Annotated in this window: 17 protein-coding genes; 8 read left to right on the plus strand and 9 right to left on the minus strand. The window is 64.7% G+C overall.

The features are described 5' to 3' along the window. Positions 1-87, plus strand: an 87-nt coding sequence (locus NKH78_RS32615; RefSeq protein WP_502899817.1) for a hypothetical protein, incomplete at its 5' end; no start/stop codon positions are given. A 101-nt stretch (positions 88-188) separates the two neighbouring features. Here NKH78_RS32615 and hisS read toward each other — a convergent pair. Then, positions 189-1751 carry a histidine--tRNA ligase gene (gene hisS, locus NKH78_RS16030; protein ID WP_352778347.1) on the minus strand — a complete coding sequence of 521 codons (1563 nt, stop codon included), beginning with the start codon at positions 1749-1751 and terminating at the stop codon, positions 189-191. A 208-nt stretch (positions 1752-1959) separates the two neighbouring features. Between hisS and NKH78_RS16035 the strand changes: the two genes are divergently transcribed. Further along, positions 1960-2214 (plus strand): hypothetical protein, encoded by a 255-nt coding sequence (locus tag NKH78_RS16035; RefSeq protein WP_352740845.1) that lies wholly within the window; start codon positions 1960-1962, stop codon positions 2212-2214. A 42-nt stretch (positions 2215-2256) separates the two neighbouring features. On the opposite strand, the gene NKH78_RS16040 is transcribed toward NKH78_RS16035, so the two are convergent. Next, complete coding sequence (locus NKH78_RS16040; RefSeq protein WP_352740847.1) at positions 2257-2892, minus strand: DNA-3-methyladenine glycosylase I; 636 nt, start codon at positions 2890-2892, stop codon at positions 2257-2259. A 222-nt stretch (positions 2893-3114) separates the two neighbouring features. Between NKH78_RS16040 and NKH78_RS16045 the strand changes: the two genes are divergently transcribed. Continuing rightward, on the plus strand, positions 3115-3849 hold the full coding sequence (locus NKH78_RS16045; protein WP_254819319.1) for a L,D-transpeptidase: 735 nt from the start codon (positions 3115-3117) through the stop codon (positions 3847-3849). A 261-nt stretch (positions 3850-4110) separates the two neighbouring features. Then, positions 4111-5031, plus strand: a complete 921-nt coding sequence (locus tag NKH78_RS16050) for a bifunctional 5,10-methylenetetrahydrofolate dehydrogenase/5,10-methenyltetrahydrofolate cyclohydrolase (RefSeq protein ID WP_352618472.1) — start codon at positions 4111-4113, stop codon at positions 5029-5031. Between the two features lie 12 nt (positions 5032-5043). Here the strand turns inward: NKH78_RS16050 and glcF are convergent, their stop codons facing one another. The 5 genes from glcF to NKH78_RS16075 form a co-directional block, all read right to left on the minus strand. Beyond that, positions 5044-6375, minus strand: a complete 1332-nt coding sequence (gene glcF / locus NKH78_RS16055; protein ID WP_352702102.1) for a glycolate oxidase subunit GlcF — start codon at positions 6373-6375, stop codon at positions 5044-5046. A 68-nt stretch (positions 6376-6443) separates the two neighbouring features. Then, positions 6444-6827 (minus strand): DUF4870 family protein, encoded by a 384-nt coding sequence (locus NKH78_RS16060; protein ID WP_254819316.1) that lies wholly within the window; start codon positions 6825-6827, stop codon positions 6444-6446. Further along, a complete protein-coding gene (locus NKH78_RS16065) occupies positions 6824-8080 on the minus strand; it encodes an FAD-binding protein (RefSeq protein ID WP_352883257.1) in 1257 nt (418 codons plus the stop codon). Before NKH78_RS16065 ends, NKH78_RS16060 begins: the two co-directional genes overlap by 4 nt. Before the next feature lie 222 nt (positions 8081-8302). Next, positions 8303-9799, minus strand: a complete 1497-nt coding sequence (locus NKH78_RS16070; protein WP_352883259.1) for an FAD-linked oxidase C-terminal domain-containing protein — start codon at positions 9797-9799, stop codon at positions 8303-8305. A 136-nt stretch (positions 9800-9935) separates the two neighbouring features. Continuing rightward, positions 9936-11270: a DUF3422 family protein gene (locus tag NKH78_RS16075; RefSeq protein ID WP_352472690.1), complete on the minus strand. Its 1335-nt coding sequence runs from the start codon at positions 11268-11270 to the stop codon at positions 9936-9938. A 212-nt stretch (positions 11271-11482) separates the two neighbouring features. Between NKH78_RS16075 and NKH78_RS16080 the strand changes: the two genes are divergently transcribed. From NKH78_RS16080 to NKH78_RS16090, 3 genes are read left to right on the plus strand one after another with little or no spacing between them, the layout of a single operon-like run. Next, positions 11483-12286 (plus strand): FadR/GntR family transcriptional regulator, encoded by an 804-nt coding sequence (locus NKH78_RS16080; protein ID WP_352883261.1) that lies wholly within the window; start codon positions 11483-11485, stop codon positions 12284-12286. Positions 12287-12341: 55 nt separating this feature from the next. Continuing rightward, positions 12342-13478 (plus strand): alpha-hydroxy acid oxidase, encoded by a 1137-nt coding sequence (locus tag NKH78_RS16085; RefSeq protein WP_352883263.1) that lies wholly within the window; start codon positions 12342-12344, stop codon positions 13476-13478. Positions 13479-13516: 38 nt separating this feature from the next. Further along, complete coding sequence (locus NKH78_RS16090) at positions 13517-14287, plus strand: metallophosphoesterase family protein (RefSeq protein WP_352476071.1); 771 nt, start codon at positions 13517-13519, stop codon at positions 14285-14287. A gap of 28 nt (positions 14288-14315) precedes the next feature. On the opposite strand, the gene NKH78_RS16095 is transcribed toward NKH78_RS16090, so the two are convergent. After that, positions 14316-14447: a hypothetical protein gene (locus NKH78_RS16095; protein WP_280952144.1), complete on the minus strand. Its 132-nt coding sequence runs from the start codon at positions 14445-14447 to the stop codon at positions 14316-14318. A 296-nt stretch (positions 14448-14743) separates the two neighbouring features. Next, complete coding sequence (locus NKH78_RS16100) at positions 14744-15442, minus strand: type 1 glutamine amidotransferase (RefSeq protein WP_352883265.1); 699 nt, start codon at positions 15440-15442, stop codon at positions 14744-14746. A 74-nt stretch (positions 15443-15516) separates the two neighbouring features. Here NKH78_RS16100 and NKH78_RS16105 point away from each other — a divergent pair, with 74 nt between their 5' ends. Further along, a complete protein-coding gene (locus NKH78_RS16105) occupies positions 15517-16179 on the plus strand; it encodes a hypothetical protein (protein WP_352883267.1) in 663 nt (220 codons plus the stop codon). Positions 16180-16202: the final 23 nt, after the last annotated feature.

Genomic DNA, 16202 nt, shown 5'->3' on the forward strand with positions numbered 1-16202 from the left:
CGCCCAACCGAAACCGATGGCGTCTTCGATGCCTACTTCCGCCACCAGAAAATCCAGACCATCGACCTCAATGCAAGCCAACGATAGGATGGCAAACTGTTCGCGATGTCCTCGCACACCTGTTCGCGATGTCCCCGGTCCAAACACCCCCTTGCGGGGGAGATGGCCGGCAGGCCAGAGGGGGGTGTTCACGCGCCACCCTTCGCGCGGTCAGCCGCCTGCGCCGCAAGTATCTTCTTCACTTCGGCAACCAGCTCACTCTCCGCCACCGTCACCTGCGCCGGCCGTGCGGCGCGCCATTCGGCGTTATCGGCGATCTCGGCCGACATCCGTGCGCCCTCGATCAGGTCCTTGATCTGCACCTCGCCCTTGGCGCGCTCGTCGCCGCCCTGGATGACGGCGACCGGGCTGCCGCGACGGTCGGCGTATTTCAGCTGCGCCTTCATGCCTGCGCCGCCGAGATACATTTCCGAGCGGATACCGGCGGCGCGCAGCTCGGCCACCATCTTCTGGTAGCGGCCGAGGCTTTCCGTATCCTTGTCCATGGTGAGCACGACGACCGGCGCGATGACATCGGAACTATCGAGCTTGCCCAGGTTCTTCAGCGCCGTCATCAGCCGTGAGACGCCGATGGAAAAACCCGTCGCCGGCACCGGCTCGCCACGGAAGCGCGAGACGAGACCGTCATAACGGCCGCCGCCGCCAACCGAACCGAAGCGCACGATCTGGCCGTCCTCATTGGGGATCTCGGCCAGCAGCTCGGCCTCGTAGACCGGGCCGGTGTAATATTCGAGGCCACGCACGACAGACGGGTCGATGCGGATGCGATCCTCACCGTAGCCGCTTTGTGCGACCATGGTTCTTATCTGCTCCAACTCTGCAAGACCCTCAACAAACGAGGCGTTCGTGATGCCCAGATGTTCGAGTTTCCTTTCCTCGATAAGATTGCTGAGACCGGGGTTGATGGATGCCAGTGTCTGGACAATTTTTTCGGGATCATGCTGCGCCATGACTGTGAAATAGCTGATGACAACGTCGATTTGCGTATTGTCCAGCCCGGCGCCTTTGGTGAAATCACCGCTCTCGTCCTTGCGCCCGGCGCCCAAAAGCAGGCGCACGCCCTCGACTCCAAGCTTGTCCAGCTTGTCGATGGCCCGCAGCACCGTCAGCCGGCGCCCGGCATTTTCGTCACCGCCGAGGCCGATCGCCTCCAGCACGCCGTCGAGCACTTTTCGGTTGTTGACACGGATGACGTAGTCGCCGCGCTTGATGCCCAGCGCCTCCATCACGTCCGCCATCATCATCGCCATCTCGGCATCGGCCGCAACGCCCGGGGTGCCCACGGTATCGGCGTCGAACTGCATGAACTGGCGAAAGCGACCGGGGCCGGGCTTTTCGTTGCGGAACACCCAGCCGGAGCGGTAACTGCGATAGGGTTTCGGCAGGCGCTCGAAATTCTCGGCGACGAAGCGCGCCATCGGCGCAGTCAGGTCGTAGCGCAGCGACAGCCACTGGTCGTCGTCGTCCTGGAACGAGAACACGCCCTCGTTCGGCCGGTCCTGGTCGGGCAGGAACTTTCCAAGCGCATCGGTGTATTCGATGAGCGGCTGGTCGACCGGCTCGAAACCGTAGAGCTCGAAGACCGAGCGGATCGTCGCCATCATCTTCTCGACAGCGCGCAGGTCGTCGGCGCCGCGGTCGACAAAGCCGCGCGGCAGCCGCGCTTTCATCTTTTCGGATTTGTCGGCCATGGGATGGGTACTTTGCTAAGTAATCGGTGACTAATTTCGGGTCGGCGTGTCCTACCGATGCCATCGGGAGAAGGCAAGGGTTTGCACTTCTTCGCTCTCAGCTCGCCGCGGAGAAGAAAGTCAGAGCTGAAACAATTGCGCCACGCGCGCGGCATCGTGCCGACACAATCCCGGCCGATAAGCGCGCCGAAACAAGGGGTTCGGGCCCATGGCCACGCTACAGAAGTTCGACATCATCGATAGCGGCGCACACGACGTCTCGGTCCGGCTGCGGCCGGCCGACAATCATGCGCCGAAGGCGACGAAGCAAATCGCAGGACCGTTCGAGATCGCGGCGCAACAGCGCAACGGGCCGACCATGCGCGATGTTCTGATGACCGGCCTGCTGGTGATCTATCCCGTGTTCGCCGCGCTGGCGGCCATCCTCGCCGGGCTTTTCCTGGCCGGCATCCGCGGCGTCTGACAGCATCTTCCTTCTCCCACTGTGGGAGAAGGCAAGGGGCGCTCACTTCGGCCGCTTGAAGGCTTTCCGCTCCGCCTCGACCGGCTCGCGGCAGACGCAGCCCTCGAGATGGTCGTTGACCAGCCCCATCGCCTGCATGAAGGCGTAGACGGTGGTCGGACCGACAAAGCTCCAGCCGCGCTTCTTCAGATCCTTCGAAATACGGACCGAGACCGCCGTCGTCGGGTTGGCGCGCAGATGGGCGAGGTCGACGATCTCGGGCCGCTCGTGCGGGCCGGGCTCGAACTTCCAGAACCATGCCGCCAGCGAGCCGGCCTCGTCGATAAGGTCGCGGGCGCGCTTGGCGTTGTTGATGGTCGAAACGATCTTGCCGCGGTGACGGATGATGCCGGCATTGCCGAGTAGGCGCTCGACATCGGCGTCGGTGAAGGCGGCGATCTTGTCGACATCGAAGCCGGCAAACGCCTCGCGGAAATTGTCGCGCTTGCGCAATATGGTCAGCCAGGACAGGCCCGACTGAAAACCTTCGAGGCAGATCTTCTCGAACAGGCGGCGGTCGTCGGCGACCGGCCGGCCCCATTCGTGGTCGTGGTAGTGCAGATAATCCGGCAGGTTGCCGTGCCAGAAGCAGCGGGCGATGCCGTCGGGACCGGCAAGCAGACCTGTCTTTTCGTCCATGGCGGAATTCCGTTCTTGTCCTGGCGTTAACGCGTTTTGACGCGGCCTTTACCGTGGCTTTACCAGATTCCTGAACCGGGCGGTAACCACACCAAAAGCTTTACTGACAGATCGGCATTTTACGCATTCCGATTCATGTTTCGGTGGCCGCTTCGCGCTCATTGTCGGCGAAATCGGGGAGGCTTTGCACCCCGGCATGTTCGACGATCAAGGTGCGTTGCGATGAAGACATTCTTGTTCCCACTGTTCGGCGCCGCCGCCGTGCTTGCCGCCGGTGCCGCCAATGCCAACGACCGCTATGCCGAGAGGCCGCCGGTGGTGGTCAGTCCCGACCTTTCGGCGCCCTGGGTGCTGCAGCTCGGCCATGCGCCGGGCATCGTGCGGCAGAGCCGGCAAGAGGCGCAGCCGCAACGGCGCTATCGGCGCCAGGCCGAACCCGATCAGCTGCGCACCGCAGCGGTGCAGGCACCGGCCAAGCGCATGATCATGCGGCCGCAGATCGACCCGATCTATCTGCCGCAGGAAGTCGCCTATGACGGCCCGCAGAAGCCGGGCACGATCGTCATCGATACGCGAGAGAATTTCCTCTATCTGGTCGAGAAGAACGGCAAGGCGCGGCGTTATGGCGTCGGCACCGGCAAGCCGGGCTTCGAATGGTCCGGCACCCACAAGATCACCAACAAGCGCGTCTGGCCGGACTGGCGGCCGCCGGCGGTGATGATCGCCCGCGAGGCCGCCAAGGGCCGTTATCTGCCGACCTATCTCGCCGGCGGCATGGAAAACCCGCTCGGCGCACGCGCGCTCTATCTCGGCTCGACCGAGTACCGTATCCACGGCACCAATCAGCCCTGGACGATCGGCGGCGCGGTGTCGTCGGGCTGCATCCGCATGCGCAACGAGGACGTGGTCGACCTTTACGAGCGGGTCAATGTTGGCACGACGGTTGTAGTGATGTAATCTGCGGTTGACCTCACCGATGATTCTGCTCAGAAGCCTCGGGAGTATTGAATAACGGGGGACGGGCCGTGTGGGGATGCGGCCAGTCACGAAAGGGCAGCGCGGCAAGCCGTGCTGCCCTTTTTGTTTCCGCCAGCAGGAATTGACGGGAAGATTTTGCCGGCACGTCGCGCGACCGGCATGGCGGTTCGCTTTTCGCGCTGCCTTTTCGCGGTTGCTTTGCTATGTGGCGGCTAAAATCCAGATAAAGGCCCCATCCCGATGTCCCTTTCCGATGACAGCCGCTATCTCAGAGGCGGCCCGGTAGCCCAACGCATCATCGCCGGCGTGCGCGAGGACGCGGCGATCGCCACCGCCGAAGGCTTTCCGCCCAAGCTGGTGTCGGTCACCGTCGGCGATACCGCCGCCGTCGACGTCTATGTCCGCAACCAGCGCGCCAAGGCCGGGTTGGCCGGCATCGGCTTCGAGGAAAGGCGCTTTCGCGCCGACATCACCGCCGGCGAGCTGGAAGCGGCAATCCACGGGCTTAACGCCGACCCGCGCGTCACCGGCATCATCATCCAGCGGCCGGTGCCGGTGCACATTCCGATCAAGACGCTGCAGGCGGCGGTGCATCCGCTCAAGGATGTCGAGGGCATGCATCCGGCCTCGATCGGCAACATCGTCTACAACCAGCTCGACCTGGCGCCCTGCACCGCCGCCGCTTCGGTCGAACTGCTCAGGGAAACCGGCCTCGACCTCAAGGGGCTCGAGGTGGTGGTCGTCGGCCATTCCGAGATCGTCGGCAAGCCGATCGCGTTCCTCTTGATGAGCGAAGGCGCGACGGTGACCGTCTGTCACCACATGACGCGTTCGGTGGCGGCACACGCACGCCGCGCCGACGCACTGTTCGTCGCGGTCGGCAAACCGCGGCTGATCAAGGCCGACATGGTCAAGCCGGGCGCCGCCGTCATCGATATCGGCATCAATTCGGAAATCGGGCCGGACGGCGAGAGCCGCATCGTCGGCGACGTCGATGCCGAGAGCGTCAGGCATGTCGCGTCGTGGATCACGCCGGTGCCGGGCGGCGTCGGCCCGATCACCGTGGCGATCCTGCTGCGCAACACCATGGTGGCGCTCAGCCGCCAGCGCGCGCGCTACCAGGCAACCTACGGCACGGCGGACAGACTGGCGGCCGAGTAGACGACTGGCGGATCACTGGGCCGCGATAGCCGCCCTCTCTTCGCGAACGCCTTCGGGCTTCGGCCCGCCATAGGCCCAGTCGAGCAGCTTTATCGTATGGACCACCGGCAGCTTCGCGGCAGAGGCGATCTGGGTGATGCAGCCGATATTGCCGGTGGCGACGATTTCAGCGCCGGTCGCCTCGATATTCCTGACCTTGCGGTCGCGCAGCGTCGCCGAAATCCCGGGCTGCAGGATGTTGTAGGTGCCGGCCGAACCGCAGCAGAGATGCCCTTCGCGCGGCTCGCGCACGACGAACCCGGCTTTGGCCAGAAGCTCCTTCGGCTGGCGGGTGATCTTCTGGCCGTGCTGCATCGAGCAGGCGGAGTGATAGGCGACGACGGTGCCCGGCTTGCGCACCGGCTCGGGCAGGTCGAGGCTCACGAGGTATTCGGTGATGTCCTTGGCCAGCGCCGAGACGCGCGCCGCCTTGCCGGCATAGGCCGGATCGAGGCGCATCATGAAGCCATAATCCTTGATCGTGGTGCCACAGCCTGACGCGGTGATGACGATGGCATCGAGCCCGCCTTGCTCGATGGCGCGCGTCCAGGCGTCGACATTCTGCCTGGCCGACGCCAGGGCAGCCGCCTCGCGGCCCATGTGATGCACCAGCGCGCCGCAGCAGCCTTCGCCTTCGGGTACGACGACCTCGACACCAAGCCTGGTCAGCAGCGAGATCGTCGTGTCGTTGATGCCGGGATCGAGCACGGATTGCGCGCAGCCGGTGAGGATGGCGACGCGGCCATTTTTCTTCGGGCCCTGCCCCGCATGGACGCCCGGCGAGGCCATCGGCGAGACTGCCGGGACCGACGCGGGTGCGAGCTTGAGCATAGCGCCCAGAGGCCTCAAGGCCTGGATTTTCTCAAACAGGCCGGCGAATGGCTGGCCGAGCTTCGCCAGCTTGAGCGCCGCGCGGAAACGCGAGGGATAGGGCAGCACGAAGGCCAGCATGGCGCGGGTCAGACGATCGGCCAGGGGACGCTTGTAGGTCTCCTCGATGTGGGCGCGGGCGTGGTCGACCAGATGCATGTAGTTGACGCCCGACGGACAGGTGGTCATGCAGGCGAGGCAGGACAGGCAGCGGTCGATATGGGTGACGATCTCCTTGTCGGCCGGCCGGCCATTTTCCAGCATGTCCTTGATCAGGTAAATCCGGCCGCGCGGCGAATCCAGCTCGTTGCCGAGCGTCACATAGGTCGGGCAGGTGGCGGTGCAGAAGCCGCAATGTACGCATTTGCGCAGGATCTTCTCCGATTCCGCGACATGCGGATCGGCGAGCTGGGCAGCTGAGAAATTGGTCTGCACGTAAACAAATCCTTACCGTTTGAGCATGATCTTTTCCCAAAACCGGTACCCACTTTTGGGGATCACGCTCATAATCCTAGAAACCAGCTTTCGGGGTTCTTGACCGCTTCGCCGCGCTGCAGCGCCTGCAGGCCGAGAATGCAGCGGGCGATGAACCAGACGGCGACGGCGAAAATCAGCACGACACCGATGACCACGATCATCAGCAGCGCCGAGATCAGTGCATAGAGCAGGCCGATCCAGAAGGTGCGGATCAGGAATGTGTAATGGCTCTCGACGAAGCCGCCGGCCTTGCCGCGGTTGATATAGGCCAGGACGATGCCGACAATGCCGCTGACGCCGATGGCTAGGCCGGCGAGATAGAGGATGTAGATGACCAGCGCGTTGGTCGGGCCGGGCTCTAGCCAGCGGTCGGTCTGGCGTGACGTACCGTTTTGGCCTGGATCGCTCATTGGGCTCCTCCCTCGGTTGCCGCGGCGAGAGTAGCAGAGCCTGCGCCCGGCGCCATACGGCCGGGACTGAGGATATTCTTCGGGTCGAATTCGGCCTTCAGCCGGGCCGACAGTGCTGCCAGTTGCGGCGCTTGCGGCTCGAACACGGGAACGGCAGCGCGGTGCGAGGGGGTTGCGCGCACCAGCGTCGCATGGCCGCCACCATGTCTTCTGATGAGGCCGCGCAACAGGCCGGCCTCGGGATCGTCCTGCTGCATGCGCAGCCAGATCAGCCCGCCCTGCCAATCGTAGAAGGCATCGACCGCGGCCTGCATGCGCAGCGCCAGCACCATCTGGTGGCCCTGTGACGGCGCCATCGAGACGCGCCACACAGGCCTTTCGCCGCCATCGGCGAAGGGCGCGCAGTCGCGGATGTCGCGCCAGACCGAATACGAGACCGAACCGGAAATCTCTTGCAGCGGCCCAGCGTCTTTCAGCAGGTTTTTCAGCGCGGCAATGCGGTAAGCGACCGACGGGCCGAAGCCCTCGATGCGCAGCAGCGTCGCCGCATCGCTGCCGAGACTGCCGTCAGCGACCCTAGCTGCGACCCGTTCGGGAAGATGGGCAGCGCTCGACACTTCGGCGCTGGAACCGAGCGCCAGCGCCATGGCGGCGGCGGCGTGATCGTCGAGCAGGCCGCGGATGGCGAGCGTGACTTCGGTCTCGGCGGCAGGCAGCACCTTGAAGGTGACGTCGGTGAACACCGCCAGCGTGCCCCAGCTGTTGGCCATCAGCTTGGACAGATCATAGCCGGTGACGTTCTTGACCACGCGGCCGCCGGACTTGAAGGCCTCGCCGCGCCCGGAAACGGCAGATATGCCGAGAATGTGGTCGCGCGCAGCACCGGCCTTCAGCCGGCGCGGCCCGGAAAGGTTCGCGGCAAGCACGCCGCCGATGCTGCCTCGTCCTGGCTCGCCGCCGAGCAGCGGGCCGTAATCCATCGGTTCGAAGGCCAGTTGCTGGCCGTTTTCGGCAAGCAGACTTTCGATCTCGGCCAGCGGCGTGCCGGCCTTCGCCGACAGCACCAGCTCGGCCGGCTCGTAGAGCATGACGCCGGAGAGTTTGGAAAGGTCGAGCGTATGCTCGCTCTGCTGCGGCCGGCCGATGCCGCGCTTGGAGCCGTGGCCGAGGATTTCGAGCGGCGAGTCTTCCGCCGCTGCCCAAGCGACGGTGGAGACGGTTTCCGCTGATGTGGTCGGGGTGAAGGTGGTCATGCGGCAGAACCACCAGTCGTAAATGACGAGAGGCCGCGATCCTTCCCACCCCCCTCTGTCCTGCCGGACATCTCCCCCGCAAGGGGGGAGATCGGATGTCGCTTAGGCTTTCGCCAACCATCAACGCTTGAAGGCGAGCAGGACGTTGAAGCAGCCAATCTCCCCCCTTGCGGGGGAGATGTCCGGCAGGACAGAGGGGGGTGTCCAAGCGCCAACATACCCTCAAAACCTCGGAATGTCCGGAAACGCCACTTGCCCGCGATGCACGTGCATTCGCCCGAGTTCGGCGCATCGCCTCAGCTGCGGAAACACCTTGCCCGGGTTGAGCAGATGGTTGGGGTCGAACGCGCATTTGACGCGCATCTGCTGGTCGAGGTCGATCTGGTTGAACATTTCCGGCATCAGGTCGCGCTTCTCGACGCCGACCCCGTGCTCGCCGGTCAGCACGCCGCCGACCTTGACGCAGAGCCGCAATATGTCGGCGCCGAAGCTTTCCGCCTTGTCGAGTTCGCCCGGCACGTTGGCGTCGTAGAGGATGAGCGGGTGCAGATTGCCGTCGCCTGCGTGGAAGACATTGGCGACGCCGAGCCCGTATTTCTCCGACAGTTCGCGCATGCCGGCGAGCACGCGCGGCAGTTCCTTGCGCGGTATGGTGCCGTCCATGCAGTAATAGTCGGGCGAGATGCGGCCGACCGCCGGGAAAGCCGCCTTGCGGCCGGCCCAGAAACTCAGCCGCTCCTGCTCCGATTGCGAAATGCGGCATGTGGTCGAGCCGTTCCTATAGGCGATGGCTTCGACCAGGCCGATCAGGTGATCGACCTCGACACCCGGCCCGTCCAGCTCGACGATCAGCAGCGCCTCGACATCCAGGGGATAGCCGGCCTGGACGAAATCCTCTGCGGCGTGGATGGCCGGACGGTCCATCATCTCCATGCCGCCCGGGATGATGCCGGCGCCGATGATGTCGGCGACGCATTGGCCGGCCTGCTCGCTGGTCGGGAAACCGATCAGCAGGGCACGCGCCGTCTCCGGCTTCTTCAGGATGCGTACGGTGACCTCGGTGACGACGCCGAGCAGTCCTTCGGAGCCGGTCATCACGCCGAGCAGGTCGTAGCCTTCCGCGTCGAGATGGCTGCCGCCGAGGCGCACCACCTCGCCATTCATCAGCACCATCTCGATGCCGAGCACATTGTTGGCGGTTAGGCCGTATTTCAGGCAGTGCACGCCGCCGGAATTTTCCGCGACATTGCCGCCGATCGAGCAGGCGATCTGGGAGGATGGATCGGGGGCGTAGTAAAAGCCCTCCTGCTCGACGGCAGTGGTGATGCCGAGATTGGTGACGCCGGGCTGGGCGACGACGACGCGGTTCTGAAAATCGATCTCGAGGATCCGGTTGAAGCGGCTCATCACCAGCAGCACCGCGTCCTGGAGCGGCAGCGCGCCGCCGGACAGCGAGGTGCCGGAGCCGCGCGGCACGACGCGGATGTTGCGGTCGCTGCAATATTTCAGCACGCGCGACACCTGGGCCACGGTTTGCGGCAGTACAACGACGAGCGGCAATTGCCGGTAGGCGGTGAGCCCGTCGCTCTCGAAGGCGCGCATGGCATTGCCGGCGTCGACGACGCCCTCGCCCGGCACCATGATGCGCACATCGGCGACGATCTCGTCGCGCCGGCGCATCGTGGCGTCGTCTGGTTTCGGCATGGCAAGGCCGGACATCGACAGCCTCCTTCGATCGACTGGTAAAAATCTTTTACCAGCGACAGTGGTCGCTTGCAAATGCCGCGTTGGACGGGATCAGAGGCCTATGGCCGAGACCGCCTTCCGCAGCGGCAATCTGCCGCTGCGCCCCACATTACTCGCCCGGCTGCTTGCCTGGTTCGGAGTGCATGCGGCGGACGCGGCGCACGCCCCACCAGACGAGCACGACGGCGAGCGGCACCGAGGCGGCGGTGACCATTTCCGGCGCGAAGGCATGGCCGAAGATCGAGGCGCCCTTGGCGACGTAGCCGATGAGGCCGACGACATAGTAGGAAACCGCGGCGACCGAGAGCCCCTCCACCGTCTGCTGCAGCCGCAATTGCAGGCGGGCGCGATTGTTCATCGATGCCAAAAGATCGCGGTTCTGCTTCTCGACCTCGACGTCGACCCAGGTGCGCAGCAGTGTGGTGGCACGGGTGAGCTTCGTCGACAGGTTGGCCTGGCGCTCCTCGACCGAACGGCAGGTACGCATCGCCGGCGCCACGCGGCGCTGCAGAAAACCGCCCCAGGTGTCGTAGCCGGGCACCGCCTCTTCGTCGAGCGCCTCCAGCCGTTCGCGCACGATGCCGTCATAGGCGCGGCTGGCGCCGAAGCGGTAGAGGCTGGAGGCGGCATCGGCCTCCAGCTCGGCGGCCAGTTCGGTCAAGTCGGCAAGCAGCGTCTGGCTGTCGCGGGTCTCGGCGACCTTCATTTCCAACGTGGTCTGGGCCAGCCTGTCTTCGATGCGGCGGGCCCGACCGGACAGCGTCAGGGCCAGCGGCAGCCCAAGCATGGCCAGCGTGCGGTAGGTCTCGATGTCGATCAGCCGCTGCGACAGTGCCCCGGTGCGCGCCGGGGTCAGGCCGCGGTCGAGCACCAGCATGCGGGTCAAGCCGTCGCCATCCTGACGGAAATCGGTGACGATGGCCGCGTTGCCGCGCTCGACCAGCGAATAGCACAGGCTGGTCGGGTCGAAGCCGGCGATCAGTTTTTCGTTCGCCGGCGTCCATTTGCGGATCTCCAGCCTGATGCCGGAAATCACCGTGCCCGGCGGCGAAAACCCGTTGCCGAAGGGTGTGTCCTCTTGCCCCCTGCCGTTTTCGGCGAGCGGGCCTTCCCAGAGATAGGTCGAGAATTCCGTGTGGCGTTCCCAGCGCAGCGAGCCCTTGCCCCATTTCATAGCGTGGTGGCGGGCGTGAGGATCGGGCGCGGCGATGCCGAGGCGTCGCGACAATTCGGAAAGCACGGCCTGATCGATCCCGGATCCAGCTTCGGTCATGAAGGAAAGCTGCACCAGCACGCGCGGCTTTTCGACCAGCGGCTGCGGCCGGGCGTGGACCTCGCCGAGCGCGCCCGGCCGACCTTCATGCGCCGGAAAGCCCATGACGGTGCCGCCCACGGCTTTGGCGCGCAGCTGGAATTCGAGGTTGGAAGGGTCGGCGTCTGGCACGGCTGGTCCCCCGGGCTTCTGTGAGCCCTTTGGCAATGATGTCCCTCTAGAGGCAATCGCCAGGGGACGCAAACGCCCAATTTAGCTGAAGATGATATGGCGCCGCGGCTGTGAAACGGACCCGGCCCCCGGCGAATTGGATAAATAATTTGACCAGTTGGCGACGCCGGCTTTATCTTGCGCGATATCGGTTCAACCCCCAGGCATCCCGTTTGAGCGACATTTTCTCCCGGATCGAGCATTCGCGCACCGCCGACGAGGTGGTGCAGCAGATCGAGAGCCTGATCCTCGAAGGCGTCGTGCGCACCGGCGACCGGCTGCCGGGCGAGCGCGAACTGGCGCGCCAGTTCGAGGTGTCGCGGCCGATCCTGCGCGATGCCTTGAAAGCCTTGGAAGGGCGCGGGCTGTTGACGACACGGCCAGGCGGCGGCACCCATGTCGCCGATGTCATCGGCCAGCTGTTCACCAAGCCGGTGGCCGACCTGATCTCGATGCATCGCAAGGCGGTGACGGACTATCTGGAGTACCGCCGCGAGATCGAGGCGGTGGCTGCCGAATATGCGGCGCGGCGTGCCACATCTGACGATCTGGCGCTGCTCGACCGCATCATGGCGCGCATGGACGAGGCGCACCGGACCGCCAATTTCGACGACGAGGCGGAAATCGACATCGAGTTCCATCACGCGATCTGCGAATGCGCGCACAATATTATCCTGCTGCACACGCTGCGCTCCTGTTATCGGCTGCTGTCGGAAGGCGTGTTCCAGAACCGGCGGCTGGTGTTCAACGTGCCGGGCGCGCGCGAGGCATTGCTTTCGCAACACCGGGCAATCTATGCGGCGGTCAAGGCCGGCGATCCGGCTGCGGCGCGGCAGGCGGCGATGGACCACATCTCCTACGTCGAACGATCGATGGCCGAGGCCGAGCGCAGCGGCGACTGGCAGCGCGTGTCGCGGCTGAGGCTCAGGCAACGCTCCGAACCCGGTGACGGTGAGGCGGCGAGAAAACAGCCGTAGGCCCCGCCCAGAAAATCCAACGACGAACCAGCGAAGAACCAGCGGAAAAAGATCCATGAGCAGCATTCTCACCATCGCCGACCTCAAGGACCTAGCGCGCCGCCGTGTGCCGAAGATGTTCTTCGACTACGCCGATTCCGGCGCCTGGACCGAAAGCACCTACCGCGCCAACGAAGAGGATTTCCAGAAGATCAAGTTCCGCCAGCGCGTGCTTGTCGACATGGACAACCGCTCGCTGGAATCGACCATGATCGGCGAGAAAGTGACGATGCCGGTGGCGCTGGCGCCGACCGGCATGACCGGCATGCAGCATCCGGACGGCGAGATGCTGGCGGCGCAGGCTGCGGAAGAATTCGGCGTGCCGTTCACGCTGTCGACGATGAGCATCTGCTCGATCGAGGATGTCGCGTCGGTGACCAGTAAGCCGTTCTGGTTCCAGCTCTACGTGCTGCGCGACAAGGACTTCGTCTTCGATCTGATCGACCGCGCAAAGGCGGCGAAATGTTCGGCGCTTGTGCTGACGCTCGACCTGCAGATCCTCGGTCAGCGCCACAAGGACATCCGCAACGGGCTTTCGGCGCCGCCGCGAATGACGCCGAAGCACATCTGGCAGATGGCGACAAGGCCGCGCTGGTGCGTCGGCATGGCCGGGACAAAGCGCCGGAGCTTCCGCAACATCGTCGGCCACGCCAAGGGCGTCGGCGACCTCGCCTCGCTGTCGTCCTGGACGAAGGAGCAGTTCGATCCGCATCTGTCGTGGAAGGACGTCGCCTGGATCAAGGAGCGCTGGGGCGGCAAGCTGATCCTGAAAGGCATACTCGACAAGGAAGATGCGCTGATGGCGGCCAGGACGGGCGCCGACGCGATCATTGTATCCAACCATGGCGGCCGCCAGCTCGACGGCGCCTCGTCATCGATCATGGCGCTGGAAGAGATCGCCGACGCCGTCGGTGACACGATCGAGGTGCATATGGACGGCGGCATCCGTTCCGGCCAGGACGTGCTCAAAGCATTGTGCCTCGGCGCCAAGGGCACCTATATCGGCCGGCCTTTCCTGTATGGCCTCGGCGCACTCGGCAAGGAAGGGGTTACCAAGGCGCTGGAAATCATCCGCAAGGAGATGGACATAACGCTGGCACTGTGCGGAAAGCGTCTGGTCACCGACATGGGCAAGGATCAGCTCCGGCGCTAAAGTCCCGTGACGGCATGACCACGGAGGCGACGCAGGCATTGACGGAGCCCGGCATCAATTTTTTCGAAGCGCGCGGACCGGAAGGTATGCGCCTCTATGCGATCGGCGATGTGCACGGTCGGCTTGACCTGCTGACCGCCATGCACCGCCGGATCGAGGGCGAGCTGGAGAGGAAGCCCACTGCCGATTGGCGCGTTATCCATCTCGGCGACTATGTCGACCGGGGTCCGGACTCCAAAGGCGTCATCGATTTCCTGATCGACGCGCAAAAACGCGATCCGCGTCACCTGATGCTGGCCGGAAATCATGATCTCGGCTTCCTCGATTTTCTCGATGTCCCCGACCCGGACGGCCTGTTCATGCGCTATGGCGGCATCCAGACGGCGCTATCCTATGGCGTGTCGCTCGGTGGCAGCAGCGCCTGGTTTGGCCGCGCCGATGCGGCCTTGCGGCAAGGGCACGCCGCACTGGTCGAGGCGGTGCCGCAGAACCATGTCGAGTTCCTGCGCTCGCTGGCCTTTTCAGTGACATTCGGCGACTTCTTCTTCTGTCATGCCGGCATCCGGCCCGGCATTGCGCTGGAAAGCCAGAGCCCGCAGGACCTGATCTGGATCCGCGAGGTCTTCCACGACCACACCGGCCTTCATCCCAAGATCGTGGTGCACGGCCATACGCCGGTGGCCAAGCCCGAGATCACCGGCAACCGCGTCAATGTCGACACCCTCGCCTGGCACTCGGGAAACCTCACCGCGCTCGTCGTGGACGGCGCGGAGAAACGGATCCTGACGGTGACGGGTGAGCGGGCGTAGGTAAGGCGCGAGGTTATGTGCAGAGGGTCTAGCGAAGCGCGGCGGTGACGCCGTAGCCGTCGACGGCATTGTGGTTGTTGGCCGCGTCGGCGGAATAAATGCCGAGGCCGCACAAGACGATGGCCGACAACATGGCAAAGGACAAAAAGGCTGCTTTCACGGACGTCATCTCTTGTTGAGCTTTCTGCATCTATGCACGAGCGGGTTACCAATGCGTTGAAACGCGAAATACGTCGCAAATGTCTGACGGTTTCGCGCTTCTAGGCATGTTCTGTATCGGCGGTGTGTCGCGCGGGTCACAGCAAAGGTTCATCGCGGTTGCACGCAAGATGCAGAGCGGGCGCCTTTTAGGCTGGCGGACTGACACAGGCCAAGGATGAAACGCGTTATCCCCGGCGGATTTGCCGCCGCGTGCCAAATATGCAACGTCGCCAAATACGTTGGCTGTATGAGCCGTCAGATGGTCGCCACCCAGGCGCGGGCGATGGCCAGGCCGGCGGCATCGGCTTGCGGTCCGCTGCGGGCCATTTCATCGTCGAGCCGGCCCGCCCATTCAGGATGCCGCTCGGCGATCAGCGGTGCGAAGGAGGTACTCCAGTCGCGCACCATCGGACTGTCGGCCTCGAAATGGAACTGGAAGCCGTAGATGGCGCGGCCGATGCGGAACGCCTGGTTCTCGGCGACGGCATTGCCGGCCAACCGCACGGCAGTCTCGGGCAAGTCAAAGGTGTCGTCGTGCCATTGGAAGATCGGGAATTTTTCAGGCAAGGCGGCGAGCACCGGATCGGCCTGCGCCGCCGCGGTGAGCGCGACCTCGTGCCAGCCGAACTCCGAGGCACCGCCTATCTGGTTCTCGCCGCCAAAGGCGCGCGCGACCAACTGGCTGCCAAGGCAGATGCCGAGCACCGCGCGATCCCTGTCGGCAAAGTTGCGCGTCAGATCGAGCAGGCCCGGGAAATACGGGCAGAGCTCGTCGTCCAGCGCATTCTGGGCGCCGCCGAGCACCACCATGGCGTCATGCCAGCCGCTATCTTGCGGCAGCGCGTCGCCGCGATACGGCCGGCGCAGGTCGATATCGGCGCCCGCCTCGACAAGCGCCGCGCCGATCTGGCCAAGGCCCTCATTGTCGAAGTTCTGGACGACCAAGACCCGCATCGAAACCTGCTGACATGAAATTGATGCAGCGAGCGATATCATGGCGTCAGCATTGCAGCCAACAGGGAACGCCTATGCCACTGCAAAACCGGGTCGACCCGTTCGGCGCCATCCATGCCGTGCCGGAGCGCGGCCAGTTCATGGGCAATCGCGGCATCATTCACGACCCCGAGACGAGAACGCTGTTGAAGAAGCGCTGGGCGCTGCAAGCCTGGATCATCTGTGTCTGCGAATACGGCGACGTGCGGCGCCAGCCGATGGGGCGCAACCGGCAAAGCGACGACCAATTGGGCGGCAAGGCCGGCTGGACCGAGCTGTTTTTCCTCGACGAGGTGACGGCACTTGCCGCCGGGCACCGGCCCTGCTTCTTCTGCCGGCGCGAGCGGGCCAGGGATTTTGTCCAGCGCTTCGGCGATGCCTTCGACATTGCCGAGCCACGCGCGCCGCAGCTCGACAAGCGCCTGCACAAGGAGCGCCTGGCATCGGGCGGGCGGGCGCCGCGACTGAAACCGGAGGCGCTTGCGGACCTGCCGGACGGCACGATGATCTCGTCAGGAAACAGGGCGTACGCCCTGTTTGACGGCGCCGCGCTGCCCTGGAGTTTCGGCGGCTATGGCGATCCGGTGGGATTCGGCGATTTTGCCGACGGTCCAATCGGCATGCTCACGCCGGCGACAACTGTTTCCGTGCTGAAGCGTGGCTACAGACCTGTCTGGCACGCCAGCGCGGAGCCTTGACGCCGGCGACGGCCTCGCCCATT

The organism is Mesorhizobium sp. M0910 (assembly GCF_040319465.1).
Lineage (GTDB): Bacteria > Pseudomonadota > Alphaproteobacteria > Rhizobiales > Rhizobiaceae > Mesorhizobium.